Genomic DNA, 24,167 nt, shown 5'->3' with positions numbered 1-24,167 from the left:
CGAAGAGCTTTACATCCCCATAGCTAAAGCAAGATTTTTTTCGCCGCTGAAGATAAATCTTGATAGAGCATGATTTTCCTGGACAACAAAAAAGCGATCTTCTTAGGATAATAAAATACATAAATCCTCGAAGAACGCATTTTTGCTACCAAATTATTAGTCCATTATAGGTTTACTTAAAAATCGATTGGTATTTTTTTAAGTAGATTTCTCTATTGTTATTAGATAATGATTGGATGGCAACCCAAAGCTGATCTTTCATTTCAGATACAGCAGACTCTAGAATTTCTTTGTTAGCTAGAATTCTTTCTGCTGCTTGATCAATTTTTTTCATTAAATCTTTTTCGGTAACTTTCCCCACCAGCCCTTTTTCGGCAAATTTTTTCATCAAATCTTTTTCGGCAATTTTTTTCATCAAAACATCTTCAGCATTGTTTTTTAATGATATATTTTCTAACCCATATTTGGTCACTTTAAATGTATTCTCATTACTTTGCGGGTTAATTAAGTTAGAATCATCACTTTTTAAGCGATTTTCCGTTTCTGCATGAAATATTTTAATTGTGTATCCTTCTTTTAAAGGAATACTCTCTTGACCGGTAGGAACATTTTTCCCTTCAATTTCTTTATCAAAAATGACTTTTTTATTTTCATCGAACACTTGAATTGCCGCATATTTTTCATTCTCAAATTTCCAATGCGGATTTTTATCGGTTACATAAAACACAGCTTTCTGCTGATCTAAATGTGTCTTTAACTCAGCGAATTGCTCATCGTTATAACCCAAAAATCGAATGGATTGATTAATAAACAATGTGTTAATTAATCCATATTTGGTTACGATAAAAGTATTCTCGTTATTTTTTGGATTAATATAGATAGAATCATCACTTTTTAAGCGATTTTCCGTTTCTGCATGAAATATTTTAATTGTGTATCCTTCTTTTAAAGGAATACTCTCTTGACCAGTAGGAACATTTTTCCCTTCAATTTCTTTATCAAAAATGACTTTTTTATTTTCATCGAACACTTGAATTCCCGCATATTTTTCATTCTCAAATTTCCAATGCGGATCTTTAGAAGTTACCTGAAACACAGCTTTCTGCTCATTTAAATGTGTCTTTAACTCAGCGAATTGCTCATCGTTATAACCCAAAAATTGAATCGATTGATTAATAAATGATGTTGATGGATTTATTAATCCATATTTAGTCACTATAAGCATATTTTCATTAGATTTCGGGTTAATCAAGTCAGAATCATTTTTTAAGCGATTTTTTGTTTCCGCATGATAAATTTTGATCGTATATCCTTCTTTTAAAGGAATACTTTCCTGTCCAGTAGGAACATCTGTTCCTTGGATTTCTTTATCAAAAATGATTTTTTTATTTTCATCTAACACTTGAATTCCCGCATATTTTTCATTCTCAAATCTTTCATGCGGATTTTTATCAGTTACTTGAAGCACAACTTTCTGCTGATCTAAATGTGTCTTTAACTCAGCGAATTGCTTATCGTTATAACCCAAAAATCGAATGGATTGATTAATAAACAATGCGTTAATTAATCCATATTTGGTCACGATAAACGTATTCTCGTTACTTTTTGGATTAATCAAGTTTGAATCATGACTTTTTAAGCGATTTTCCGTTTCTGCATGAAAAATTTTGATCGTATAACCTTCTTTTAAAGGAATACTCTCTTGACCGGTAGGAACATTTTTCCCTTCAATTTCTTTATCAAAAATGACTTTTTTATTTTCATCGAACACTTGAATTGCCGCATATTTTTCATTCTCAAATCTATAATGCGGATCTTTATCGATTACATGAAACACAGCTTGCTGCTGATTTAAATCTGTCTTAAATTCAGCGAATTGCTTATCATTATAACCTAAAAATTGAATAAATGAACCGACATTTTTTAACCCATATCTAGTCATGATTAACGTATTCTCGTTACTTTTCGGATTAATCAAGTTAGAATCATCACTTATTAAGCGATTTTCTGTTTACGCATGAAAGATTTTGATCGTATATCCTTCCTTTAAAGGGATAATCTCTTGACCAGTAGGAACATTTGTTCCTTCGATTTCTTTATCAAAAATGACTTTTTTATTTTCATCGAACACTTGAATTCCCGCATATTTCTCATTCTCAAATCTATAATGCGGATCTTTATCGGTTACATGAAATACAGCTTGCTGCTGATTTAAATTTGTCCTTAATTCAGCGAATTGTTTATCACCTATACCTAAAAATTGAATTGCTGAATTAACTAAATCACTATGTTGAATTCTTTCAATTTTTAAAGTTAGATGGTTTTCTTTTTCTTTAATATAAAGATAATGCTTATCTACACTATATCTTGCTTCTCTTCCAGTTGGAATCTCAATAGTGTACACGCCATTTGGAACATCTTGAACCGTTAGCTCTTTTCCAGTAATCGCTATCCTTTTTACAACTTTACTTCCTTCTTTTAATAATAAATCTTGTCCCTTCAATTGGTTGATATCATCAATATTTAATTGAATCTTTACCGATCCTTTTAATCCTAAAGGAGCAATTTGCTGATTATCTACCATTTCAAAGTTAGAATTAATTAAAATGTCTTTATCTACAAGTTTCCTTGCATTCGATAATTGGGATTCTGAGACGATATCCGCAAGGGAAGCTGTGGCTTTGTAGCCTTTTGAACGATTAATTTCTGCCTGTATTCTATCTGTATAAAGTTTCCATTTTTGCAGAACAGGCGTAAAATCATAGCCACTTGTTTCCCCATAATAGCGATTCATTAAATCTGGAAGTGGATATTTATTAGCATCAAAGCCTTCCTGATTCGCTAATTTACGATATTCTCGATATAAGTGGGTAAAGGCTTCATTCCCAGCTTTTTGTTTTAACATTGTTAATAGAATAAGTTGGAAACGAAGATCATCTACCTCTGTATAGCCTTTTCCTTCTTTTATAATGGCTTGATATAAATTCTTTTCCACACTTTCTTTTTTCCCATAATTAAATAGCCAGCCTATTTTATCCGCATCTTTTCCATTTTTACTATACTGATGTTGAACTCCAAAAAGATTATTTGAAACTTCTCCAGTATACATCCCTTTATCGTCAAACGCTGCTTGATAGCCATGGCCTATTTCATGAAGGGGTCCCCAATTATTTTTTTTGAGCCACATATCAACGGTATCTTCGCTATTAACTGTACACCAATCGTAGTAACAAGCTCCTCCACATCCATTAACATCCGCCTTTAAGAAATATCTATTTTTGCTCATCCGATTTGTTCCGGTATCTGTGTCTTCTAAACCAATCATATCATTATATAAATGAAAAATTTCTTCGTAATATTGAATTAATTCATCGATAGATTTAAAATCTTTCAGATTTCGAAGAAATTCTTTATCTTTTTTTGGTACTAGCAACTGAAAACTTGGACCCTGTACTAGAGCAAAGCCAGCTTGTTCATTATCCCATTGTTGGAAAAATTCCATTTCATTGCCACATGGTTGATAAATAGGTAATGGAATTTGTTTTCCTTCAATATTATATTCCACTTCAGCATTTTGGTCCCCATAAGGTGTATCAATAAATGGCACGGAAATAGCATCTGCTTGAATAGTGGACCATTCGGAAGTAATCGTTTCCTTTTTTTCTGTGTTTTGATCATCATTTAATAAACCGAACTATTAATTTGTCATTAAAATGGGGATTCACTTGCCGAATCCGGATGGTGGCTTGTGGTTGAAGAAGCACTCCTAAGTCTTGCCTGTCATGGTATTTCCCTTTACTGATTCCAGCATTAAATATCCAGGTGGGAGCTTCTAAATGATGTATATTTTTTCTCTGTAAATTTTGTTTCATATTCTTTCTCCTTCGTTTAATTTTTAAGATTAACTCTCTTCCTTTAAGAGTTAAAGATTAGAACCTGTGGTTAATTTAAGGAAATTACTACATTCGATGAGGCTTTTCCATCATCAAATTGGTGGATATGTTTCAGTTTTTTGATAAATCCTCCTTTCGTTATAAATTTTAGACCTAATGATTTTAAAAAAAGCATATATATTTTCATCGATAAGTGAAATTTTTGTTGACAAAGTATGCAAAGGTTGCTTCCAGCGCTATAATAACACTATGGAAAAATGAAACCGATATACCTCAGAGTTTAAGACGAAGGTCGTGTTAGAGGTCCTTCGTGAGGAGCAGACTGTGAACGAGATCGCTGATAAATATGAACTAAGCCCGGTTCATGATCAGCCGGTGGAAATCGGAATTTCTGAACGTGCTTCTATGGTGTTCGAGAAAAAAAACAATGAAACGGACAAACTGAGAAAGGAGTACGAGAGCAAGAAAGAGCATCTGCAAAAGCTGGTCGGTCAGCTCACCGTGGAGATCGACTGGCTTAAAAAAAAATCTGGCCTTAAATGAACCTCTTGAAGCTCGAAAAGTGATGGTAGAACGCAATCATGCCGAAATCAACGTTAAGCGTCAAGCGGAAGAGTGAACAGGACAAGCATTTATCGCCATCACAAGGAACATTGTGAAAGCGAAGAAAACGTGCAGATTATGCATCGAATCGACGAAATATATATGGAGCACCCGTACTTCGGCTACCGATGTATGACACGATTCCTTCGAGATCAGGGCTTTGAGAAACTGGCTCTGAAGAGGCTGATAACCAGCCGCAAAGGCTGGTTCACATGGCGTAATCCGACCGAAAACCCGTACATTCTGCGATCAGAGAGAAAACGAATAATTGAGTCCAACTACAATGAAGTCGCCTTTGCTTTGAGCAACACTTAAATGGAGAGCCGGATGCGCTGAGAGGTGCACGTCCGGTTCGGGAAGGAGAGGCAGGAAAAATAGCTTGACTACGTCCTGTCTCTTACTTCACGTTGGGTAGCAGGTGAACACCGCTTCTTCTTCCTGATGAGCATCATAGATGTGTTTGATCGAGTGATTATCACGTATCACCATGGATTGTCCTGCGAGGCCAGGGATCTTGTTCAAATTACACAAGAGGCACTGATGAAGCGCCAGCTCTTTGACAAAGCAAATAAACCAGTAATCCGCTCAGACAATGGACCGCAATTCATCAGCCATCGATTTGCACAGGCCTGTGAGCGCTTCAAAATTGTCCACGAACGTATACCGCCGAAGACTCCTAACAAGAATGCTCATATCGAGTCTTTTCATGCCATTCTAGAGATAGAGTGTTATCAGCGTCACGAATTTGAAAGTTATAAGCAGGCGTATGAAATCGTTAGCGGCTTTATTCATAACTACAACCACAACCGCATCCACGGTAGCATCTACGACATGTCGCCTTACGAATACATGGATGCGGTCAGGAAAAAAGCTGTGGATTCAAAGACAATAAAGGTGTAAAACTCCAGAATAAATCGCAATTTGGAGAAATTTTATAAAATCAATTGAATAAGAGGTGCAGTGTCCACAATTAGGGAGTTTAACCGGTTCTGCACTTAGTACGACGCAGAAAGTAGCAACGAAGAATCTTGTTATGGCATTTATCGATCATGGAGCTGGGGAATTTGATCAAAGAACACATTAAGAACAAAATAACCGGTTCCTTGTACACTGATATTATCCCCTTTAGGTAGAGAGAATGACTCTTACTGCGTTAAGTTAGACAAATAATACAGGTCCGATTCAATTACCGGGCCTGTATTGATTTTATTGGGGTCATTCATATATGCTGTATATTGGTATTATTTACTTTATGTTTATCTTTATTTTGCTACTTATAGAGTTGCCAAATACAGACTTAGTAAATACAATTTCGAAGCAATTGGACTGTTAGCAATTGGTATAGTCCTTGTTATTATAGCTAAAACTTCATTGGGAATTACTTTAAGTGTCATAATTTTATCCATTCTCGTCGTAGCCATCATTATTTTCTTATTTATGCTATTTAGGCAAGGACGTTCTTCTTGAACCTCTGGTGATTTTATTAGGGTTACCATTGATCATGAAGACCATTATATAGTTGAGTCCGTATAATTGTGTAAAAAGCTAGGTTCCAAAAAATGAAAGGAGCCATATTCATAGCCCTCAGTTAGAATAATGTTGGGACACAAAATTCTAAATATACGAGGTGTTATGAAATGGCTCAATACCAGATTAACGTAGATTCGCAGCTTTTGCATCAACTATTTTTGGGAAATTCTCAGGATGCGGGTGTAGCCAAGCTGCTCGAGTCTGTACTGAACCAAGTCTTACAAGCACAGGTGAGTGAACAAGTGGAAGCAGATCGTTATGAACGAACAGAGAATCGAAAAGCGTACCGGAATGGATCGTATCCACATGGGCTGCATACGCGGGTGGGAACCATTACACTAAGTGTTCCGCGCATCCGTGGCGGGAAGTTCACGACAGAGCTCTTTAGTCGTTACCAGAGAAGTGAACAAGCGTTAATCTTAGCGATGATGGAAATGGTCGTAAACGGCGTCTCTACGCGTAAAGTCTCGCAAGTAACCGAAGAACTCTGCGGAACCGAGTTTTCTAAATCCACTGTTTCAGACCTTTGTAAGCGGCTGGATCCCATCGTAACTGCTTGGAATAATCGAAGCCTGGCAGACAGCCTCTTTCCGTTTGTTCTCGTAGATGCGATGTATCTCAAGGTCCGTGAAGACGGTCGTGTACGCTCACGAGGCATCATGATTGCCATTGGTGTAAACACCGAGGGCTATCGTGAAGTCCTTGGCCTGATGCTGGGTGACACAGAATCTGAAGCAAGCTGGAGTGAGTTTTTCAGCTCTCTAAAAGGACGTGGATTACGAGGTGTGGATCTCATTACCTCCGACGATCATGGCGGCCTTGTACGCGCGGTACGGCAGCAGCTGCAAGGGGTAACATGGCAGCGATGCCAGACTCACTTCACGCGAAATGTATTAGAAGCCTCACCCAAAGCCTTGAAGGATGAGATCCATGGCCGTCTACGGTCGATTCTAGATGCTCCTGATACTGGAACGGCAAGGTTTTTATTAAAACAGACCTTAGCGGCTTATGAAGATAAGGCGGGTAAGGCGATGGGCGTGCTGGAAAGCGGATTTGACGATGCTACCGCCGTCTTAATGCTGCCAGAGCGTTACCGAAAACGGCTGCGCACGACAAATAGCGTTGAGCGTCTCAACGAAGAGGTTAGACGCCGGGAACGTGTCATTCGCATCTTCCCAAACCGTGAATCCGTGATTCGTCTTATTGGTGCTCTATTGATGGAACAGGATGAAAAATGGGCAGCCGGCAAGAAATATCTCGACATGACCGAGTACATGGAATGGCGGAAGGATCGGCCAAAGTCCGATGCCAAAGTGACTCGCATTATGTAGCACAGTCTAGCTGAGGGAATTTACACACAAATTTGGACTTGATCCATTATATTCCTGAGGTACCGCCAGGAAAAACGAGAATTTAAAAATAATCAGCTTTGTGGAGACTCCAATGATCTGTCTAGGAATGATTCAAATACAAAGGGATGCCCCTAAAAGATAACTGCTTTAGGGGACATCCCGTATATTTGGACGATTTTGTCAACGGCGCGGATGGATTCTGTGCCGTAAGTGAAGCGGCTATAGCTTTTACAAGGAAAGGGAGCGGTTTGCTTTTTTCAGCACTTCGGCAGAGTGATGCAGCTTTTGCATCTCTTCATCGGATAGCTTAAGCTCAATAATTTCCCGCACGCCATTGCGGTTAATAATAGCCGGAACGCCGATGTATACGTCCTCCAGCCCATATTGGCCTTGAACCAGGGTAGATACGGAAAAGATCGAATTTTCATTACGCAAAATTGCCTTTGTTACGCGAACAAGGCCCATGGCGATTCCATAATAAGTCGCTCCTTTCCGGTCGATAATGTGATAGGCCGCATCTCTCACATTAACAAAGATCTTATCCAGATCCTCTTTGGAAGGGCCGTGTTCTTCCTTCACGAAGTCCATAATCGGGCGTCCCCCAATATTGGCATTGCTCCAGATGGGAAGTTCCGTATCCCCATGTTCCCCCATAATATAGGCGTGTACGCTTCGGGGATCAACATGGAAGGCGTCGCCAAGAAGAACGCGGAGACGTGCGCTGTCCAGGATGGTTCCGGACCCGATAACCCTCTCGGACGGAAGACCGGAAAATTTCCAGGACGCGTAAGACAGTGCATCGACTGGATTTGTGGCAATCAGAAACAGTCCGTTAAAGCCGCTTGCCATGACCTCCTCGATAATGCTTTTAAAGATACGGGAGTTTTTCTCGATAAGGTCCATACGTGTTTCTCCTGGAGCCTGATTAGCCCCTGCCGTAATCACAACCAGATCGGCATCTTTACAATCCTTGTAATCGCCGGCCCATATTCGCATGGAGGAGGAGAAGGGCAATCCATGGTTTAAATCCATCGCATCCCCTTCGGCTTTCTTGGTGTTTTTATCAATGATTACCAGTTCTTGGGTTACCTGCTGGTTCAAAAGGGCAAAAGCATAGCTGGCACCGACAAATCCGGAACCGATCAAGGCGACTCTTGTTACACGTTTTGTCATCATATTGTACACTCTCCATTACCATTAGATTTAATAGGTTCCCCCTGTTCACTTCGCATTTTCCATAATTCTATAATCTGTTTCAGTGATGCGTTTCAATCGAAATATGAAAAATGCCATGTAAAAAATCCTTTTACATTCCGGTTCGGACAAAAACCGGGGGTGTGAAACGGGTTCATCCTTTATTATTTTACTCAATGCGCGAAGATTTGTAAAAAAAAAATCACACAAGGAAAGGAAATTTTTTCTTTTACTTTCGTACATGATGAATCTGCTTTTGCTTGTTTCCTTTATTCTGGCCCTCAGAAAAGAAATTATGATGTTTATGATTGTTTTCAGGATGATAATCTGATTTAAATAAAAGTCTGATTAAGTGCATATTCCTGATTAAATAGAGCCGGGGAAAGCGGACGGAGTATTTTTTTCCCTTTTGCCGTGTGTTCATGTATGTAATAATAGGTGCAGGGAAAAGAGCATCAAGAAACGGATGGGGTGTGTTGAAGGTTGAGTACATGGTTTAAAGAAAGCTTCGGAAAAGATTATTTAATCGTATACAAACACCGCGACTTGCAGGGGGCTTATCACGAGGTTAAAAACATGATGGAATGGCTCCAGCTTCCTCAGGAATCGGAGGTGCTGGATTTGTGCTGCGGTATGGGCAGACACTCCGTGGCATTGGCGGATTTCGGATTTAAAGTTACAGGTCTTGATCTATCGGTGGTTCTCCTGGGGGAGGCAAAAAAACTGGATAAGGACAACAAAGTGGAATGGATTCATGCTGACATGAAAGAGATACCGCTGGAACGAAAATTTGATGCCGTGGTGAACTTGTTTACTTTATTCGGCTATTTTGAAAAAGACGAGGATAATTTTAAAGTGCTTTCCGAACTATCCCGCTTATTAATCCCGAACGGCAAGTTTATTGTCGACTTCTTAAACCCGCCTTATGTGGCGGAACATCTGGTGCCTTATTCGGAACGCTTCCAGGGGGACATGCTTATTGAAGAGTCACGGAGCATCGAAGAGGGTTTCGTGCGCAAAAGAATCGTGATTAAAGAACCTGGAGAAGCAAACCGCCATTACCTGGAGCAGGTAAAACTGTATGATTACGATTGGTTTGAAGATGCTTTTCACAAAGTGGGTCTTGAGGTGGAACAAGTGTATGGTACCTATGAGAATAATGTTTACGTCCCCGGCAAATCTCCGCGTATGATTTTTGTCGGACATAAGAAAGGGTGAGCGGTAACGATGGGAACCAAACAAACCCTGATTCCGATTGGTGAAAACAGATGGCAGGTCAAAGTGCCCTTGCCGTTCCCTCTCCGCTGGGTGAACAGCTATGTGTTTCGCGGCCGTGATGGATTTACGGTACTGGACCCCGGACTTCATACACCGGAATCCGAAGAGACCTGGGAATCCGCGATGGCAGAAATAGGGTTCCGCCCGGAGGACGTAGAACGAATTGTTCTTACCCACCATCATCCAGACCATTATGGGATGACAGGCTGGTTCCAGGAACGCTCCTCAGCCCCTGTTTTTCTGTCTGCTGCCGGCTGCCGGCAGGTACAGCTCCTGTGGGCCCCGGATCAGCCTATGACCCGGCTGACGGTTGAACTCTTTATCCGGCACGGGCTGGAGCCGGCGCTCCTGGAACCTATGACGAAGCACCTGGAGGGCTTCGTCCGGCATGTCTCCCCGCAGCCGCTGCTAACCCCGCTGCGGGAAGGCGAGACCGTGCGCCTTGGGGACAAGCCGTATGAAGCAATCCATACCCCGGGCCACGCCCTGGGGCATCTTTGCTTCTACGATGCTTCGGCGCACGAGATTTTCTGCGGCGACCATGTATTGCCGCAGATTTCGCCGAACGTGAGTTTCCTGCCCGCAGGGCTGGACAACAACCCGCTCGGCGCCTACCTCGGCAGCCTGCTGGAGATCAGCCGGCTGCCGGTCGCGATGGCTTATCCCGGCCATCGCGATCCCTTTGCGAAGTTCGGCAGTCGCTGCACCGAACTGATAGCCCACCACGAGCAGCGTCTTTCGCTTATGATGGGGCACCTGCGTGATCCGTTCACGGCCTATCAGCTATGCCGGATCGTCTTTGGAGAACGCCTTACGGTTCATCAGCTGCGGTTTGCCATGGCTGAGACCTTGGCCCATTTGGCAGTTCTGGCTGAAACAGGCCGGGCGGAAATGCTGGAACAGGGGGAACTGGTTACATTTGTCCGGAAATAAAAACGGCTGCACCTCAAATAAAGAAGGGGTCCACTTATTTCACTTTGCTTGAGCATTGTGGGAGAAAAAAAGAGAAGAACAAAGAAGAAGCAGGAAACCGTTGAGAGGCAAGGTATATTCCTGTTTCTTTGCATGGGAAAACGGATTGAACCCAAATAGGTTTACGATCCCTCTGCCGTATAATGAGGGAATCCTTATATATCAAGGTTTTTCGCCTCTTTTGGGGGCTTTATAGAAGTGGAACGTACGGTCTATTTTTGGGTTTTGGGGACGGATTGGGGGCGAATGTTATTTGGGGCAAACTTGTTAAACTTTTCCGCGGTGTCCCGACTTACTTTTTTCGTTACATGGGCATATATATCCGCTGTTGTTTGATGTTTTGAATGCCCAAGTCTTTGCTGTACTGCTTTCATTGATGCCCCAGCCTCAATTAGTAAAGTGGCACTGGAGTGCCGTAGGTCATGGAAGCGCACACGCTTCAAATTATGCCGTTTGGTAAAACCGTTCCACCATTCTGTAGGGTAGGTGTGATGAAACGGTTTTCCGAAGCCAGCATGAAAGACATACTGTCTGTCACCGCCACGCCATTTGTCGCCTACAGACAATTTTTCTTTTTTCCATTCGTACTCATGTACTTTTAGTTCATCCATATACCAATCAGGCATATCAACTATACGTTTGGAACTTTTGGATTTGGGGGCTTTTTCAACTGCTCGCCCATCTTTTGTCAACGAGATACTCTTATTTATTGACAATGTCATATTGTCGAAATCGACGTTTGACCACTCCAATGCCAATAATTCTCCTCTGCGAAACCCCCCGACCATGGAGCCTAAAATTAGCAACCTCCATCGTCTAGGCTCTTTGCTCAATGCAGCTATAGCTTCTCTGGCTTCGTCTTCATCATAAAAATCAAATTCGGTCTGTTCTACCTTAGGCTTCTTAACTCCGACAATCGGATTGGTTTTAATAAGTTGCCACTCCGTCGCCCGGTTGAAGATATTTTTAAGTACACGATGAATGTACTGAATAGTGCCGGGTGAAAGCTTACCACTTTTCCCGTCTTTACGTGCTTCCGGTTTACTGAGGTCATTAATAAAGGTTACGATGTGTAATGTCCTGATGTCTTCAAGGTTCTTATGCCCAAATACTGGCATGATGCGATTTTCAATGAAATGCATATACGTTTGGTACGTTAGAGGGGACAAGTTTTCTGTATTTGATGCATACTTAGGTTCCCACTCATTTTCAATGAATTGTCTTAAGGTCATTTTTTGTGGGGCAATATATTCCCCTGCCTCAACCTCGATTTTAAATTTGTGTAGCTCATCCTCTAAATATTCTCGCAGCTTCTTTTTGGTTTTCAGTAGCGCTTTGTCCTCAACAACAACTTTCCTTCTTAACCGATTACGGCTACCATCTTGGTTATATCCAAGATCAATTGTCAGCCGCCAAGTATTCTCTCCTCGTTTTTCAATGCTACCTTTTGCCATTTTAATTCCCTCCTAATGGAACATATGTTCTATTTTTATGTATAGTAAACAGCCTTACAACTGGAAAGCACCGTAAGTTATTTCATATGAGCGCTCAAATACGTTGAGTGGGTCGAAGTATATCATATACTGCTCGTACTGCGTACATACACCGTATTTATCTCGATAGTAGTCAATTGCGTTTTGTAAAAATTCTTCGGTTACACCTAGGTAATCAGCGATTTCATACCTGTTTGTTAAGCAGGCTTTATGGGCTTGTACAATTGCGGACAGTGGGACGAGCTTTCTATACCCCCAGCGCCTGCCAATCAATTCCTGTTTGCGCTTGCATAAATCGCACTGGTCGGTAATGTCACCAGCAGTGGTTTGCTCGTGACCGACCTCTTCGACTAAGACGCAGGCTTTTTCTGTGTTGGTTTCTATGTTTTTATTTATCCAAGCTATGCCATCACTATAAAGGCCCTTAATACCCGTAGGCATGATTACCTCAAATACTTTTATCCCTGTTTCCATAAGGAGTTTTTCGTAAAGCATTGTCATCAGCTCCGGTTCTTACGTTGAGATAAAACAAATTGTTTAAATTTTTCGAGTGTTTCTAACTCTTCCTCCGTCCACTCTTCCCCATCGTGATGTGCCGCTATGGTTTGGATATCTTCTTTGTATGAGTCGTTAAGAGCGTCCCGTTCCTGCGCCTTCTCGAAAGCAATCTGCTTATTGGCATCTCCATCAAAATGAGGGTGAATGGACTCATCCCACATGTTGTACTTAGCTAAAAATTCTGGAAATGACAAGCCGAAAACTTCCATAATTTTATCAAGTGTATGCTCCGGAACAGGTTTAAGATCCAGTTCATAGCTGGAAATTTGTCTTTGATTCTCGCCTACCTGCTTACCTAATTCTTTTTGTGTCATATCTTGGCTCTGTCTCTCTAATTTTATCGCCCACCCAATTTCAGATACTGCGCCCCCCTGATTGTCCTCAGGAGGAGTAACGAATTCGTCATTTCCTCCTCTCCCAAGTAAATAGTCAGCAGACACATTAAAAATATCAGCCAAATTGCGCAAAACATCGCTAGGAGGGGTGGAGCGCCCAGCCTCATAACTAGATACGGTAGCCCGGTTTTTCATTTTAAGTATTTCCGCCAATTCCTCTTGCGTGAGACCTTTTTCTTCGCGTAATTTTTTAATCCTTAACCCCATTTGTTTTTTCTCAAGATTATTCAACACAATCACCCTTCAAAAAAGATAACTAAATTAACCTCTTGACGATATTTTAGTTATCGCTTATACTAAAGGCGTGAACTAAAATACCGACAGAAAGGAGTGTAAATGTTTTGGAGAAATCGAGACGTCAACAGTTTCAAATTTTCCGTAAAAAGTACAACGTGTCCCAAAGAAAAGTTTCGATTGATCTCGGTGTTAGCGAAAGTCATATCCGCAATATAGAGAGCGGAAGAGGTAACCCAGATGTAATTCTTCTGTTTAAATTAGCTAAGTATTTTAATACTTCCCCTGAGGAGTTATTTCCTGACCTTGCAGCGGTGGAAGTAACTCGTATGACCCATCACTAATAATTATATAGCGCTATCTAAAATAACGCAAGTCTAATTAACGTTTTTTTGTAAAATTTCCCTGAAAAACTAAATTGGAAAATGAGACAACAACATCGGGCAAGTGAATGCACTTTTGGCATCAGGCGACTGGAAAATAGCTCATGAAAGAATTACAGAGTATGGTGAGCTCGAATTTATACTTTACAAAATGCAATGAAACAATCCTGAAAGCGAGGTAATCAAATGATTAATAGTAGCGCATTAATTGAAAGCAAAACATTACGTGAATCCGTAATCGACCGCACAGAGGTACTGGATAAAGTCAAGAAATTATCTATGTTGCCGGATGATGTGAATATCAGCGTAGAAATGGCGGCGAAATATTATGAAGTCGGAAAAGAAACAATTAACTCAGTAATTAAAGTCAATCGCAATGAATTGGAAAGTGACGGATTGAAAGTTTTAACTGGGGCTGAACTGATGTCTTTAAAAGACATGGGTGTAATTGGAAAAAACACAGCATCATTCACCATCATCCCGCGTCGAGCAGTCTTACGAATCGGTATGCTGCTGAGAGACAGTCAAGTCGCCCGATCAGTACGTGACCACTTACTTAATGTGGAGGCAGAACACAAAGCTAGCTATGACGATCCCGGGTTACTCCACTTCAAGAAAGAAGCTTATATGATCGAAATCGCAGCTAATGTTCTACGGCTCCCAGATAGCGGTAAGTTAAAACTTCTTCATGATTTCAACAAGCAACACTGTCTTCAAGTACCTTTGCCAGCTTACGCAGACGAACAAGTAACAGAATCTGCAACTGTACTACTCAAGAAACACAAAATTCCAATTGGGGCGGCGAAGTTTAACACTTTACTTATCAAACACGGTCTATTGGAAGAGAAGGAACGTCCCTCAAGTAACGGCGGGGTAAAGCTCTTTAAATCTCTGACGGACAAAGGGTTGGAATATGGGAAGAACATCATTAGTCCGCATAGTCCGAGAGAAACAGCACCTCATTACTTCGCAAATAAGTTTCCGGAATTGATTAAACAAGTGGGACTTTAAAGATAAGGAGAAACGGCTGATGCAAAACTTTTCCACCTGGCGTGAAAAACGCAGGGCAGCATTTGAAATGGAGAATCAGATCATGCAAGACAAATTAGCCCAAGGGGTAAACGGCGTAGAATGGCTAGTCATGCACGCTAAGATTACTCCTACGAAGGTGAAGAGTCTGGGCTATTGGTTGGAGTTTGTAAATGAAGTTGAGGAGATTGATCACGAAAGTGCCATGATCGACGCTCTTATTATGAATGCTGACACGTTCTATGAAAAATATGAGTTAAATTGGTGGATGAGCGTTGATGAGGCAATAACTTACCTAAGCATTCTTAAACTCCGTGATTATGATCAATATTTTAAATTCTTACAGAAATATGAGCACTCAAAAGAAGCGAAAAAGGAGGAGACAAAATGAATCAATTAGTCTTCATCGAAAACGGCAAAACAGTAACTGACAGCCTAACGGTTGCTGAGGTGTTTGGCAAGAGACATGCTGATGTATTACGGAGTATCCATAACCTAGAATGTAGCGATGATTTTAACGAACGCAATTTTGCGTCGGTTGATTACCTTGATGCAAAGGGCGAATCACGCAAAAAGGTTGTCATGAGCCAAGACGGCTTTTCATTCTTGGTCATGGGTTACACCGGAAAGGATGCGGCGCGTTTTAAAGAAATGTATATTGCAGAGTTTAACCGTATGCGCGAGCAACTCAGCAAGCCACCACAAACATCATTAGAAATCCTTCAAGCGTCCATTAATCAACTCGTTGAACAAGATCGCCGCTTAGCTGAGCATGATGCAAGGATTGAGGCAGTCGATCAGGATGTCAAGTCCATCCGTGAGGTTGTAGCACTGAATATTACTAACTGGCGTAAGGATGCCGCTAACTTGATAAAGCGCACAGCACAAGCCATGGGCGGATATGAACATATCAGACATTTACGTGAAGAGAGTTACCGTTTACTGGATGAAACCTTGGGCGTTTCTCTTGCAACACGATTAACTAATAAACGTCGTCGGTTGGCAGATGAAGGTGTCTGTAAGTCCAAACGGGATAAGCTCAATTACTTAGATGTGATCGCTGACGACAAAAAGCTTATCCATAGTTATGTGGCAATCGTGAAAGATATCGCCATTAAATACGGCGGGCTCAGACAAGATGATGTCTCATGACCACAGTAGAAAGAGCAATCGCCGATATGGTAGCAACTCAGGTAGCAGAAGCTGAGAAGCGTATCCTGGAACGACTGTCTATTCCAGAGGACAAAACCTTAACTTTCTCAGAAGCCTGCGAACATCTGCAAGTATCCGAACATATTTTACGTCAACTGTGCAGAGAAAAACGCATCCCACACCGTGTGATTGGTTCGGAAGGCAGTCGGAAGCCAAAGTATCTGTTTAGCACGGTTAGTCTGGATAGATGGGTTCGCGAGCAAGAAGCGCGAAATTATCAAACCAAATAAATGGAGGAATGCACAATGGGTTGCGATATCCATCTATTTGTCGAAAAGAATGTCAACGGAGTTTGGAATGCGATAAAGGGAGTTAATGAACCAAGAATCCAAGATTTTCATTCAATGTTGCAGAGATGTAAAAAACGTGGTGAAGGTACGTCACTCTGGGGTGAATGGATTAAAAAGGAGCAAGAGGGGACGTATGATTTTGTCGACATTCATAGGAACTACCGCCTCTACGCGGCTCTCGCTAATGTCCGAAACTATTACTACAACCGTGTCAAGCCGATATCAGAACCGCGGGGACTCCCTTCCGATGTGTCAACAGTGGTAAAAGAGAAAGCAGATGAGTGGGATGAAGCTCACGACCATTCTTATTTAACCGTAAAAGAGCTCTCCGAGTTTGATTGGGATCAGAAAATTTGTTTCGAAGGTTTCGTGGATGACGAACAATACTCGGAGTTTTTGAAAAACGGCGCTCCGACGTGGTGGTACCGTGACGAGAGCGAGTGGGGAGGGGTAACATTATGCAGGCTAATACAGTGGACAGAGACGCTTAAGGACTGCGTTGATACCTTTTACACTTGGTCTATCCCAAAGCTAATAGAGTTGGCTGACGGTGATTTGGAAAGTGTCCGTATCGTTTTCTGGTTTGATAATTAGTAAAGAAAGGAGCTGAAGTTGAATGAGTAAATCAGCTGAAAGTGTAACAGTTCTTGAAAGATTAAAAAGTGGGCGGGCATCCATCAATGAAGTTAGACAAGAATTTGACTTAACTGAATTGGGTGATGAAGAAGCTAATAGGCTACTATCTATGCAACTTAATCACATTAGTGATACGCAGATTTTGCTGGTGTTTGAAACTATGGGGGTATTACGGCAGCGGGAGTGTAAAACATGAGTAATTTGGTTGAAGAATTAATGAAATTATCAATGGAAGAACTCGAAGCCATTATCAATCAAAAAATAAAAGACGCTGAGATGAATTTCTCATTCCTTACAGAACCGAAAGGAGGTGAAGTTGAATGAATGAACCAAACCTTGCGTCTGTAAAAAGACATCTCGAACAACTCCGGGAACGTTTGACTACTTTAGACAACTATAAAGGATGGATCACCGTCAACACTGAGAATGGGACGAGAATTTTTGAAGATGTAGACAGTGAGTTGTTGGAGTTGATTAAAAGTGAAACTCAACAGAGCATAAAATTTTGTGAGTCGTGGCTGAAGGAGAACGAAAATGAACCAAAAACCGAACCCGTGGGTATGGACAGAAAAAGCTGAATCCAAGATGCCAGATAGAAAAGCTGGGGAATCGGTACCGATAGGATTCCTGATTGAAGGTAATGAAGAATATTTCCCGCGCCCGGAATGGATACAAAAAGGCTATGTAAAACGATTTGGGGGAGGTGAGAAAGTTGGAGAAGACGATTGAATACTGTTTCCACCCAGTGCATCAGAGATTGGCTCAACTGTATTTCAAGTACGGAAATCTCACCCAAATGTATGAAAATGCCTCAGTAGAAGAATTCCGAAACTTGGAAGAGAGCCTAAAACTAAATGCACATATGGTTAGGAAGCTTAATGAACTCAATAGTCTATCTCTTATTGCGTACCAAATAAATGACATGAATTGGCTTCATGAGATTTGCGGCAAGATCGAAAAACTTAAAGAATCATTTTTAGTTTAAACCGGGGGAGGGTGGAGAAACATTGAACTATTACTACAAACCTAAAAAACCAGTAAAGGCTAAGACAATAGTCCGTTGTGCTGGGTATTCCGTTGAACAACAGACTAAATCTGAGCAAGAAGAAAGATTTGGAGAAAGTAAGATGGTCTTGGAACTAACTTTCTTAAGCAACGATTACAGCCCTAATAAATTCGATAGTTTCATGAAGAAGTTTAGTGATTTTTTAGATAAAAACTACTAGATCCCAATGTGTGGGGGAGAAGGGAGGAAAGGGTATGAAGTGGCTTACTCCGAGATTTTTAGCAATTGTAATGTCTGTACTCACCATATGCGTTTTATTCTTTGGCATTCTGATAGACATACAAAGGATAAAGATCAATCTAAAGGACGAGGCGGAACTTAACTATCTTCATAGTGTGGTTGAAAAATTTGAACGCCATCCGAAGGTTCAAAAATACTTAGAAAATAATTGCTCTTGCGATTCGAAAGGAGAAATCAAAGATGGATAGCAATGGTCTATCAAAAGAAAAACTAGAATGGATGAAAGAAATCGGACTTAAGAAGTTTGAACACCCCATGAGGTATCACACACCGTTCGGACATCTATATTCCGAAGAGCACATAAGAAATACCCCGCTTGAGGAATTAAAAGCAGGGTATGAAAAAAAAAGCGCACCGCGAGATACCTGAAAGGAGAAAATGCACATGAATGAAAATGGCACAATCCATCTAAAGAAAAGCACTGCCTTTGAGGCAACTGGTGAAACAGTCGCCATTGAGATTACGGTAGAAAATAGTTCGCCGGAACGATTAAAGCTGATCAGTGAAACGGCAGATACTCTTTATGGAGAGTTGCGTCAGTATTTCAAACATGGTGAACTGCCTCCCCCAAAAGGAGGATCTAATATACCAAGGCCCGGGAAACATTTAAGAGAAATCCTCCTACATCTACAAGAGGTAACAGATGCCTTGCAATTTCACATTAGTAGAATTGGTCAGATAGATAATGCGACAAGTAAATGGCTCTTAGCTGATGACTTGGGTCAATTAAGACTGACAATCAGGAAGCTAGAAGCGGTTGTTAAAAGGAGGTGAAAGAGATGGATAAAGACATTGAAAAGGAATTGTGGGCCAAACTTGTTGATTTCGTAGAATTTGTAATTCGTTCGGCAACCGGAGAGGACTTGGAAGACCTTGAATTTGGTGTAGTCTATATGCTTCAAACAGCCAGATCGGCGGGTATGCCTACAGAAGTCATCTCCATTTTAGCAGATGTAGTACCAGAAGTTTACCAAAAGCTCAAAAAAGAACGGGAAGCTGCTTCTACCAAACTACAGTAAAGGAGTTGAACGAAATGGATAAACTAAAGTTGGAATTTGAGAAAGCCGTCACCCGAAGGATGAGAGAGATTCAGTCAGGGGAACTGGCAAAAGGTGAAATTAGACGTTCGCGCCTGATTTCTGCAATCGACGAAGAAGCTAAAGCGAGACTTCAGGCACGAAAGCTTAGTTAAGTTTGAATGTCAGAAATAAGGTTACACCAGAGGTAAAGGTTAGTTTTGATATCTCAAAATGGTAGGGAGGGGAAAGAGATGATCTGTCCTTTTTGCGGAGATGAAATGGAGCACTGGAACCAAGGAATCTATGAGTGTAAGGATTGTGAAGTTATGATTCCTGATGATATTGATGATGACTATGCGAGTGAAATTTGAAGTCAGCCTTGGATACTCAGCGCCAACATAGAAGATGAAGTGGAGATTGAGGCATACAAAACTACAGTTAAGGGGGTGAGAAGGTTGCTGAAAGTATGGCTGATTAGATTGGGGTCCCTCACCGATGTTGTATTGTATGACACTAAAGAGACGGCACTTAGTGCCCTAGCAGGGATGCTTTCCCATGATTCCGCGAGCAAGGTTAAGGGTATCTACGAAGTTAACCTAGAGCTAAAAACTATTGAGGAGTATGCACTTGGTCTGGAAAATATGAAGCTGACACTAAAAAAGAAAGGCTAAAGGGGTATGAAACCAAAATTATTGGATTTGTTTTGTAAAGCAGGCGGTTGTTCGGCAGGTTACGCTAGTGCTGGTTTTGAGGTTATTGGCGTGGATATCGAACCTCAGCCAAACTATCCATATGAATTCATTTGGGCAGATGCGTTTGAGATATTAAAAGATCATGAACTCATAGATGAATTTGATGTAATCCACGCAAGCCCTCCTTGCCAAGCACACAGCAAAGCTAGGGGGCTGTCTGAAGCAAGAAATGGCGGTAGATATGGTGATCATAAAGATTTGATACCTCAGACAAGAGAATTGCTAAAAGCATCTGGAAAGCCCTATATCATTGAGAATGTTTCGGGTTCACCATTAATAAACCCTATCAAACTTTTTGGCTCGCAATTTAAGAATCTATATACGCAGCGTGAAAGATGGTTTGAAAGTAATATTCCACTTAAAGAACCTGCTCAAGCACGAATAAAGATGAAAACTCCATCGGCAGGAAATGGGATAGGGGAAGATGGCAGTATCTCTATTTGCGGTAATGGTGGGGTTAGAGGACTAAAATCAAAACAAATTGTACTCTATTGGGGTTTCGCCATGGGCGGTATTGACTGGATGAGTAGGGAAGAGCTTGCAGAGGCCATACCTCCAGTCTATACAGAATTTATTGGTAAACAACTTAAAGAATACTTGTCACTAGTTTCTGAAAGGAGGTGAAAAATCAAATGTACGATTTCAAATCCGCTAGGCGGCGCATTGAGGATCTCAAGCTAATCTATCGTCAAAACAAAAAGCACCATGAAAAAGATGGCACTTGGGACTGGTGGATTACCGCCCAAATAGAAGAAATAGAAAAAGAAATCGAAGAAGCCCACAAATCTAGAACGGCTGTCCGCCAAGATGACCGTTCGAATGCAAACATTATTACATTAACTATACCACAATGAAAAGAGGTGCGCAACGAAATGAGATATGGAATTAAATTAGACGGGGTGCTTGAAGAAACGTATGACACTCCAGAGGAAGCTTATTATGCGGTTAGGTTTAGATATGGAGACACTGGGTTGTTTTATGAAGTCGTAGCAGTAACGTCGCTAGATGAGAAATTATGCAAATTGCAAGAGGAGTTAGAAGCTTACCGTAAACGGGAACTGAATTTAGAAGCTTATCTTAAACAGGAATTGAATCTTGTGAGCGCCTTAATGGAAATAAAGAGGGAACTCGCATGGGGAGACGCAGAATATGCGGTCTCAAAGGCTAATTGTCATATTGACAACATTCTTAAAGAATTGTGCGGGGGAGGTGTAAACCAATGAAAGCAACCGGAATTGTAAAGAAACTTGACCATTTAGGACGGGTAGTTATCCCGAAAGAACTTCGCGGCACTTTAGGCATTGGTGAAAAAGACGCTCTGGAAATCTATGTGGACGGTGAGCGCATTATATTGAAGAAATATAACCCGGGCTGCTATCTCTGTGGTGGAATTAGTGGCGATTTACAGACATTTTTTGATCGTAACATTTGTCAGAGTTGTATCACAGAGATAAAGAATCTGGTGATGATATGAGAGTTAAAGAAATGCTAATACCGAAAACCTGCATGGTATGTGGGCAGGACGCGCCGGATGAGTATTTGCAACCTTGTGGTAACGGTGAAGAAATTTGCCGTTACTGTGTAGATGACTTGGAAAGGGAGGTGAGCAACAACTGATGACTAAATGGAGACTAACTATGGTTAATGGTCGTGTCATAGAGCTTACTATGGGTGAGACGAACTACGTTAAACAGGCTCTTGAGTCTTTAAAGCATCCAGACACTTCAAGATGGATTATAGCTGACGAAGTAGCCATAAACTACGATCACGTTATGCTTATTGAGTTTATAAAATCAGAGGAGGAGTAAGAGAAATGGCAATTGAGATTAAGATTAACGCGGCTAATGCAGTAGAGTTGAAAAGGGATTTAGGCGCACTATTAAGTTTGGTAGATGGCGTACCAGTAACGGCACCAGCCGCCGTTGAAACTACTAAAGCAGCAGAAGAAAAACCGAAACGGCAGAAAAAACAAGTAGTCAAGCAGGAAGAAGTTAAGCAAGAAGAGGCCAAACAGCCTGATGAGCCCGCCGAAGTAGTCAGTACCTCCGAATTGTTATCCAAGGCCAAGGAAAAAGCAGAGCAAAGCACTGAGGCCAAAAAAGCTATTAAAGCTCTCATAAGTAAATTTGAAGTTAAGAACATAAGTACCATTCCAGAAGAGAAACGGGCTGAATTCCTAGCCGAGCTAGAGGCGCTATGAGTGGACACACGGAAAGAGCCCATGCGCTCCTAAGTGCATCCAGTTCAGCCCAGTGGATAGCCTGTCCGCCTAGTGCCAGATTAACGGAGGACATTCCAGATAAACGTAATAAGTACGCTGATGAAGGCACAGTGGCGCATGAACTAGCAGAACTAAAATTACGACGAAAAATAACGGTTTGTAACGCTAAACAGCGTAGAGAGATTGACCAGAAGATGGAGGAAATAAAGGCTAAAGAGTACTACTGCGCGGAGATGGAGAACTACATATCCGAGTATGTAGATCGAGTTGGTGGAATTTTTCTAGAACATAAAGCTAGATCCAATGAGGTTATCGTCTCTTTGGAGGAATCGATAGATTATAGCAAGTGGGTGCCAGAGGGTTTTGGTACAGGGGATGTTGTGCTCATCTCAGACGGGGTCGTAGAAGTCATAGACCTTAAATATGGAAAAGTGCCTGTATCCGCAATTGGTAACCCGCAAATAAGGCTGTATGCTCTGGGAGCCTGGGAGGCTTACAACTGGCTGTATGAGATCGATAAAGTGCGTATGACGATCGTTCAACCGCGGCTCGATAGCATCACCACAGAAGAGTTAACCGTGAAAGAGCTACTAGCGTGGGCGGAAGATGTGATCAAACCAGCGGCGAAATTGGCCTATGCCGGGGAGGGAGAATTTAAGCCCGGTGATCATTGCAGATGGTGCAAGGTAAAAGGCAATTGCCGGGCGAGAGCCGAGGAGAATATGAAAGCCGTGCAGCAAGAATTCCAGGACCCGGCTTTACTATCGGATGAAGAAATAGGTTCTACTCTCTTTGTTGCTCAGCAATTGAAAGCCTGGGCGAAGGATGTTGAAGACTACGCCAAGGAAAAAGCTCTCAGCGGGGAAAATATCCCGCAGTGGAAGCTAGTAGAAGGTAAGTCTAATCGCTTCATAACGGACAAAGGGAAAGCCATATCCAAGCTTGAAGCAGCTAAGATTGACCCTGATAAATACCTCAAGCCGCGAGAGCTTTTAGGCATAGGAGCACTTGAGAAACAGCTTGATAAAAAACAACTAAATAATCTGATAGGTGATCTAATCGTGAAACCACAAGGTAAGCCTACGTTGGTTCCGGAAACAGATCCAAGACCAGAATTTAATAGCTTAGAGCAAGAATTTGCAAACATGGATTGGGAGGACTGATAGAAATGACAATCGACAATCAAACAACAAAAGTAGTTACAGGGAAAGTACGACTTAACTATGCGAATATTTGGGAGCCAAAAGAAGGGGATAGCGGAGAAATGAAATATAGTGCGTGTATCCTGATCCCAAAAGAGGATAAAGAAACGCTGAGAAAAATTAAGGCAGCGACTGAGGCGGCCAAGGAATTGGGGAAAAGCAAATGGGGTGGCAAGATTCCAGCAAAGTGCAAAACGCCACTACGAGACGGCGACGAGGAGAGACCAGACGATGAGGCGTATGCCGAACACTATTTTCTAAATGCTTCTAGTTATTATAAGCCTCGTATCGCCAAACCTATCGGTAAGGGGTCTGACGGCAAAATGAAATTCGAGGAGATTACAGATAGCTCGGAATTATGGTCAGGCTGTTACGTTAGAGTAGCCCTCACTTTTAACGCATTCGATGTTAGTGGTAGCCGAGGGGTCAACGTATACCTTAACGACATTGTAAAAATACAAGACGGAGAGCGCTTAGGGGGTCGTCCTAGTCTGGAGGATGAATTTGCAGATGAGGAGTTTGACGACATCTACGATGATATCGATGACGAGGATTTTCTAGGTTAATAGGGGGCTCCATTGCCCCTTCTCTTAAAATACCGGAGGCGTAGTGCCA

General features: G+C 41.5%; 38 protein-coding genes. 31 read left to right on the top strand and 7 right to left on the bottom strand.

What is annotated here, in order from left to right; genetic code table 11:
- Positions 1-172: 172 nt before the first annotated feature.
- From BXP28_RS10535 to BXP28_RS10525, 3 genes are all read right to left on the bottom strand, one after another.
- A complete protein-coding gene (locus BXP28_RS10535) occupies positions 173-1,942 on the bottom strand; it encodes a putative mucin/carbohydrate-binding domain-containing protein (protein WP_077585037.1) in 1,770 nt (589 codons plus the stop codon).
- 69 nt (positions 1,943-2,011) lie between these two features.
- Positions 2,012-3,607, bottom strand: coding sequence for a putative mucin/carbohydrate-binding domain-containing protein (locus tag BXP28_RS10530; RefSeq protein ID WP_077585036.1), 1,596 nt, complete (start codon positions 3,605-3,607; stop codon positions 2,012-2,014).
- A gap of 70 nt (positions 3,608-3,677) precedes the next feature.
- The gene (locus BXP28_RS10525; protein ID WP_052304415.1) at positions 3,678-3,872 is read right to left on the bottom strand and encodes a hypothetical protein; all 195 of its coding nucleotides are present in this window, start codon (positions 3,870-3,872) and stop codon (positions 3,678-3,680) included.
- A gap of 345 nt (positions 3,873-4,217) precedes the next feature.
- Here BXP28_RS10525 and BXP28_RS25095 point away from each other — a divergent pair, with 345 nt between their 5' ends.
- From BXP28_RS25095 to BXP28_RS10510, 3 genes are all read left to right on the top strand, one after another.
- A complete protein-coding gene (locus BXP28_RS25095; protein ID WP_077585035.1) occupies positions 4,218-4,436 on the top strand; it encodes a hypothetical protein in 219 nt (72 codons plus the stop codon).
- 501 nt (positions 4,437-4,937) lie between these two features.
- Positions 4,938-5,396, top strand: coding sequence for an integrase core domain-containing protein (locus tag BXP28_RS10515; RefSeq protein WP_051428005.1), 459 nt, complete (start codon positions 4,938-4,940; stop codon positions 5,394-5,396).
- Between the two features lie 737 nt (positions 5,397-6,133).
- Positions 6,134-7,357: an IS256 family transposase gene (locus BXP28_RS10510; protein ID WP_023483236.1), complete on the top strand. Its 1,224-nt coding sequence runs from the start codon at positions 6,134-6,136 to the stop codon at positions 7,355-7,357.
- Between the two features lie 249 nt (positions 7,358-7,606).
- Here the strand turns inward: BXP28_RS10510 and BXP28_RS10505 are convergent, their stop codons facing one another.
- Positions 7,607-8,551, bottom strand: coding sequence for an L-lactate dehydrogenase (locus BXP28_RS10505; RefSeq protein WP_036657613.1), 945 nt, complete (start codon positions 8,549-8,551; stop codon positions 7,607-7,609).
- 504 nt (positions 8,552-9,055) lie between these two features.
- Between BXP28_RS10505 and BXP28_RS10495 the strand changes: the two genes are divergently transcribed.
- A complete protein-coding gene (locus BXP28_RS10495; RefSeq protein ID WP_023484957.1) occupies positions 9,056-9,790 on the top strand; it encodes a class I SAM-dependent methyltransferase in 735 nt (244 codons plus the stop codon).
- Between the two features lie 9 nt (positions 9,791-9,799).
- Positions 9,800-10,783, top strand: coding sequence for an MBL fold metallo-hydrolase (locus BXP28_RS10490; RefSeq protein WP_023484956.1), 984 nt, complete (start codon positions 9,800-9,802; stop codon positions 10,781-10,783).
- Between the two features lie 251 nt (positions 10,784-11,034).
- Here the strand turns inward: BXP28_RS10490 and BXP28_RS10485 are convergent, their stop codons facing one another.
- From BXP28_RS10485 to BXP28_RS10475, 3 genes are read right to left on the bottom strand one after another with little or no spacing between them, the layout of a single operon-like run.
- Complete coding sequence (locus BXP28_RS10485; protein ID WP_023484955.1) at positions 11,035-12,276, bottom strand: tyrosine-type recombinase/integrase; 1,242 nt, start codon at positions 12,274-12,276, stop codon at positions 11,035-11,037.
- Between the two features lie 54 nt (positions 12,277-12,330).
- Positions 12,331-12,810, bottom strand: coding sequence for a hypothetical protein (locus tag BXP28_RS10480; protein WP_046655220.1), 480 nt, complete (start codon positions 12,808-12,810; stop codon positions 12,331-12,333).
- A 5-nt stretch (positions 12,811-12,815) separates the two neighbouring features.
- Positions 12,816-13,499: a helix-turn-helix transcriptional regulator gene (locus BXP28_RS10475; RefSeq protein ID WP_051428006.1), complete on the bottom strand. Its 684-nt coding sequence runs from the start codon at positions 13,497-13,499 to the stop codon at positions 12,816-12,818.
- A gap of 110 nt (positions 13,500-13,609) precedes the next feature.
- Between BXP28_RS10475 and BXP28_RS10470 the strand changes: the two genes are divergently transcribed.
- From BXP28_RS10470 to BXP28_RS10355, 26 genes are all read left to right on the top strand, one after another.
- Positions 13,610-13,846, top strand: a complete 237-nt coding sequence (locus BXP28_RS10470) for a helix-turn-helix transcriptional regulator (RefSeq protein ID WP_036656239.1) — start codon at positions 13,610-13,612, stop codon at positions 13,844-13,846.
- A 225-nt stretch (positions 13,847-14,071) separates the two neighbouring features.
- The gene (locus tag BXP28_RS10465; RefSeq protein ID WP_023484953.1) at positions 14,072-14,896 is read left to right on the top strand and encodes a hypothetical protein; all 825 of its coding nucleotides are present in this window, start codon (positions 14,072-14,074) and stop codon (positions 14,894-14,896) included.
- Between the two features lie 19 nt (positions 14,897-14,915).
- Complete coding sequence (locus BXP28_RS10460) at positions 14,916-15,305, top strand: hypothetical protein (RefSeq protein WP_023484952.1); 390 nt, start codon at positions 14,916-14,918, stop codon at positions 15,303-15,305.
- Positions 15,302-16,066 carry a Rha family transcriptional regulator gene (locus BXP28_RS10455; RefSeq protein WP_023483804.1) on the top strand — a complete coding sequence of 255 codons (765 nt, stop codon included), beginning with the start codon at positions 15,302-15,304 and terminating at the stop codon, positions 16,064-16,066. Before BXP28_RS10460 ends, BXP28_RS10455 begins: the two co-directional genes overlap by 4 nt.
- The gene (locus BXP28_RS10450; RefSeq protein WP_036656242.1) at positions 16,063-16,356 is read left to right on the top strand and encodes a helix-turn-helix domain-containing protein; all 294 of its coding nucleotides are present in this window, start codon (positions 16,063-16,065) and stop codon (positions 16,354-16,356) included. The genes BXP28_RS10455 and BXP28_RS10450 overlap by 4 nt, the downstream gene beginning before the upstream one ends.
- 15 nt (positions 16,357-16,371) lie before the next feature.
- Entirely contained in the window at positions 16,372-17,010 is a 639-nt protein-coding gene (locus tag BXP28_RS10445; protein ID WP_051428007.1) for a hypothetical protein, read from the top strand.
- Between the two features lie 22 nt (positions 17,011-17,032).
- Entirely contained in the window at positions 17,033-17,248 is a 216-nt protein-coding gene (locus BXP28_RS10440) for a hypothetical protein (RefSeq protein WP_036656244.1), read from the top strand.
- Positions 17,245-17,376, top strand: coding sequence for a hypothetical protein (locus BXP28_RS24205; protein WP_257125685.1), 132 nt, complete (start codon positions 17,245-17,247; stop codon positions 17,374-17,376). The genes BXP28_RS10440 and BXP28_RS24205 overlap by 4 nt, the downstream gene beginning before the upstream one ends.
- Entirely contained in the window at positions 17,373-17,630 is a 258-nt protein-coding gene (locus tag BXP28_RS10435) for a hypothetical protein (protein WP_036656245.1), read from the top strand. The genes BXP28_RS24205 and BXP28_RS10435 overlap by 4 nt, the downstream gene beginning before the upstream one ends.
- Before the next feature lie 7 nt (positions 17,631-17,637).
- Positions 17,638-17,781, top strand: coding sequence for a hypothetical protein (locus tag BXP28_RS10430; protein WP_155116250.1), 144 nt, complete (start codon positions 17,638-17,640; stop codon positions 17,779-17,781).
- Positions 17,765-18,037 (top strand): DUF7667 family protein, encoded by a 273-nt coding sequence (locus tag BXP28_RS23270; protein WP_051428008.1) that lies wholly within the window; start codon positions 17,765-17,767, stop codon positions 18,035-18,037. The genes BXP28_RS10430 and BXP28_RS23270 overlap by 17 nt, the downstream gene beginning before the upstream one ends.
- Positions 18,038-18,059: 22 nt before the next feature.
- On the top strand, positions 18,060-18,278 hold the full coding sequence (locus tag BXP28_RS10420; RefSeq protein ID WP_036656248.1) for a hypothetical protein: 219 nt from the start codon (positions 18,060-18,062) through the stop codon (positions 18,276-18,278).
- A 34-nt stretch (positions 18,279-18,312) separates the two neighbouring features.
- Positions 18,313-18,546 (top strand): hypothetical protein, encoded by a 234-nt coding sequence (locus BXP28_RS10415; RefSeq protein WP_040931267.1) that lies wholly within the window; start codon positions 18,313-18,315, stop codon positions 18,544-18,546.
- A complete protein-coding gene (locus tag BXP28_RS10410) occupies positions 18,539-18,727 on the top strand; it encodes a hypothetical protein (RefSeq protein WP_036656252.1) in 189 nt (62 codons plus the stop codon). The genes BXP28_RS10415 and BXP28_RS10410 overlap by 8 nt, the downstream gene beginning before the upstream one ends.
- 15 nt (positions 18,728-18,742) lie before the next feature.
- Positions 18,743-19,132, top strand: coding sequence for a hypothetical protein (locus BXP28_RS10405; protein ID WP_036656254.1), 390 nt, complete (start codon positions 18,743-18,745; stop codon positions 19,130-19,132).
- A 5-nt stretch (positions 19,133-19,137) separates the two neighbouring features.
- The gene (locus BXP28_RS10400) at positions 19,138-19,377 is read left to right on the top strand and encodes a hypothetical protein (protein ID WP_036656256.1); all 240 of its coding nucleotides are present in this window, start codon (positions 19,138-19,140) and stop codon (positions 19,375-19,377) included.
- Between the two features lie 14 nt (positions 19,378-19,391).
- Positions 19,392-19,550 (top strand): hypothetical protein, encoded by a 159-nt coding sequence (locus BXP28_RS22735; RefSeq protein ID WP_155116251.1) that lies wholly within the window; start codon positions 19,392-19,394, stop codon positions 19,548-19,550.
- Positions 19,551-19,832: 282 nt separating this feature from the next.
- Positions 19,833-20,048 carry a hypothetical protein gene (locus BXP28_RS10395; RefSeq protein WP_036656257.1) on the top strand — a complete coding sequence of 72 codons (216 nt, stop codon included), beginning with the start codon at positions 19,833-19,835 and terminating at the stop codon, positions 20,046-20,048.
- Between the two features lie 6 nt (positions 20,049-20,054).
- Positions 20,055-20,753, top strand: coding sequence for a DNA cytosine methyltransferase (locus BXP28_RS10390; RefSeq protein WP_023484470.1), 699 nt, complete (start codon positions 20,055-20,057; stop codon positions 20,751-20,753).
- An 8-nt stretch (positions 20,754-20,761) separates the two neighbouring features.
- Entirely contained in the window at positions 20,762-20,983 is a 222-nt protein-coding gene (locus BXP28_RS10385) for a hypothetical protein (protein WP_036657628.1), read from the top strand.
- An 18-nt stretch (positions 20,984-21,001) separates the two neighbouring features.
- Entirely contained in the window at positions 21,002-21,352 is a 351-nt protein-coding gene (locus BXP28_RS10380; protein WP_036656259.1) for a hypothetical protein, read from the top strand.
- Entirely contained in the window at positions 21,349-21,603 is a 255-nt protein-coding gene (locus tag BXP28_RS10375; RefSeq protein ID WP_023484469.1) for an AbrB/MazE/SpoVT family DNA-binding domain-containing protein, read from the top strand. Before BXP28_RS10380 ends, BXP28_RS10375 begins: the two co-directional genes overlap by 4 nt.
- 142 nt (positions 21,604-21,745) lie before the next feature.
- Entirely contained in the window at positions 21,746-21,937 is a 192-nt protein-coding gene (locus BXP28_RS10370) for a hypothetical protein (RefSeq protein WP_036656261.1), read from the top strand.
- A 5-nt stretch (positions 21,938-21,942) separates the two neighbouring features.
- Positions 21,943-22,329, top strand: a complete 387-nt coding sequence (locus tag BXP28_RS10365) for a hypothetical protein (protein ID WP_023484468.1) — start codon at positions 21,943-21,945, stop codon at positions 22,327-22,329.
- A complete protein-coding gene (locus BXP28_RS10360) occupies positions 22,326-23,513 on the top strand; it encodes a DUF2800 domain-containing protein (RefSeq protein WP_023484467.1) in 1,188 nt (395 codons plus the stop codon). Before BXP28_RS10365 ends, BXP28_RS10360 begins: the two co-directional genes overlap by 4 nt.
- Positions 23,514-23,518: 5 nt before the next feature.
- Positions 23,519-24,118: a DUF2815 family protein gene (locus BXP28_RS10355; protein ID WP_023484466.1), complete on the top strand. Its 600-nt coding sequence runs from the start codon at positions 23,519-23,521 to the stop codon at positions 24,116-24,118.
- The last annotated feature ends 49 nt before the right edge of the window (positions 24,119-24,167 follow it).

The organism is Paenibacillus larvae subsp. larvae (assembly GCF_002003265.1).
Classification (GTDB): Bacteria; Bacillota; Bacilli; order Paenibacillales; family NBRC-103111; genus Paenibacillus_H; species Paenibacillus_H larvae.
The sequence above is the reverse complement of the archived record's forward strand: the minus strand, read 5'-3'. Positions and strand labels throughout refer to the sequence as shown.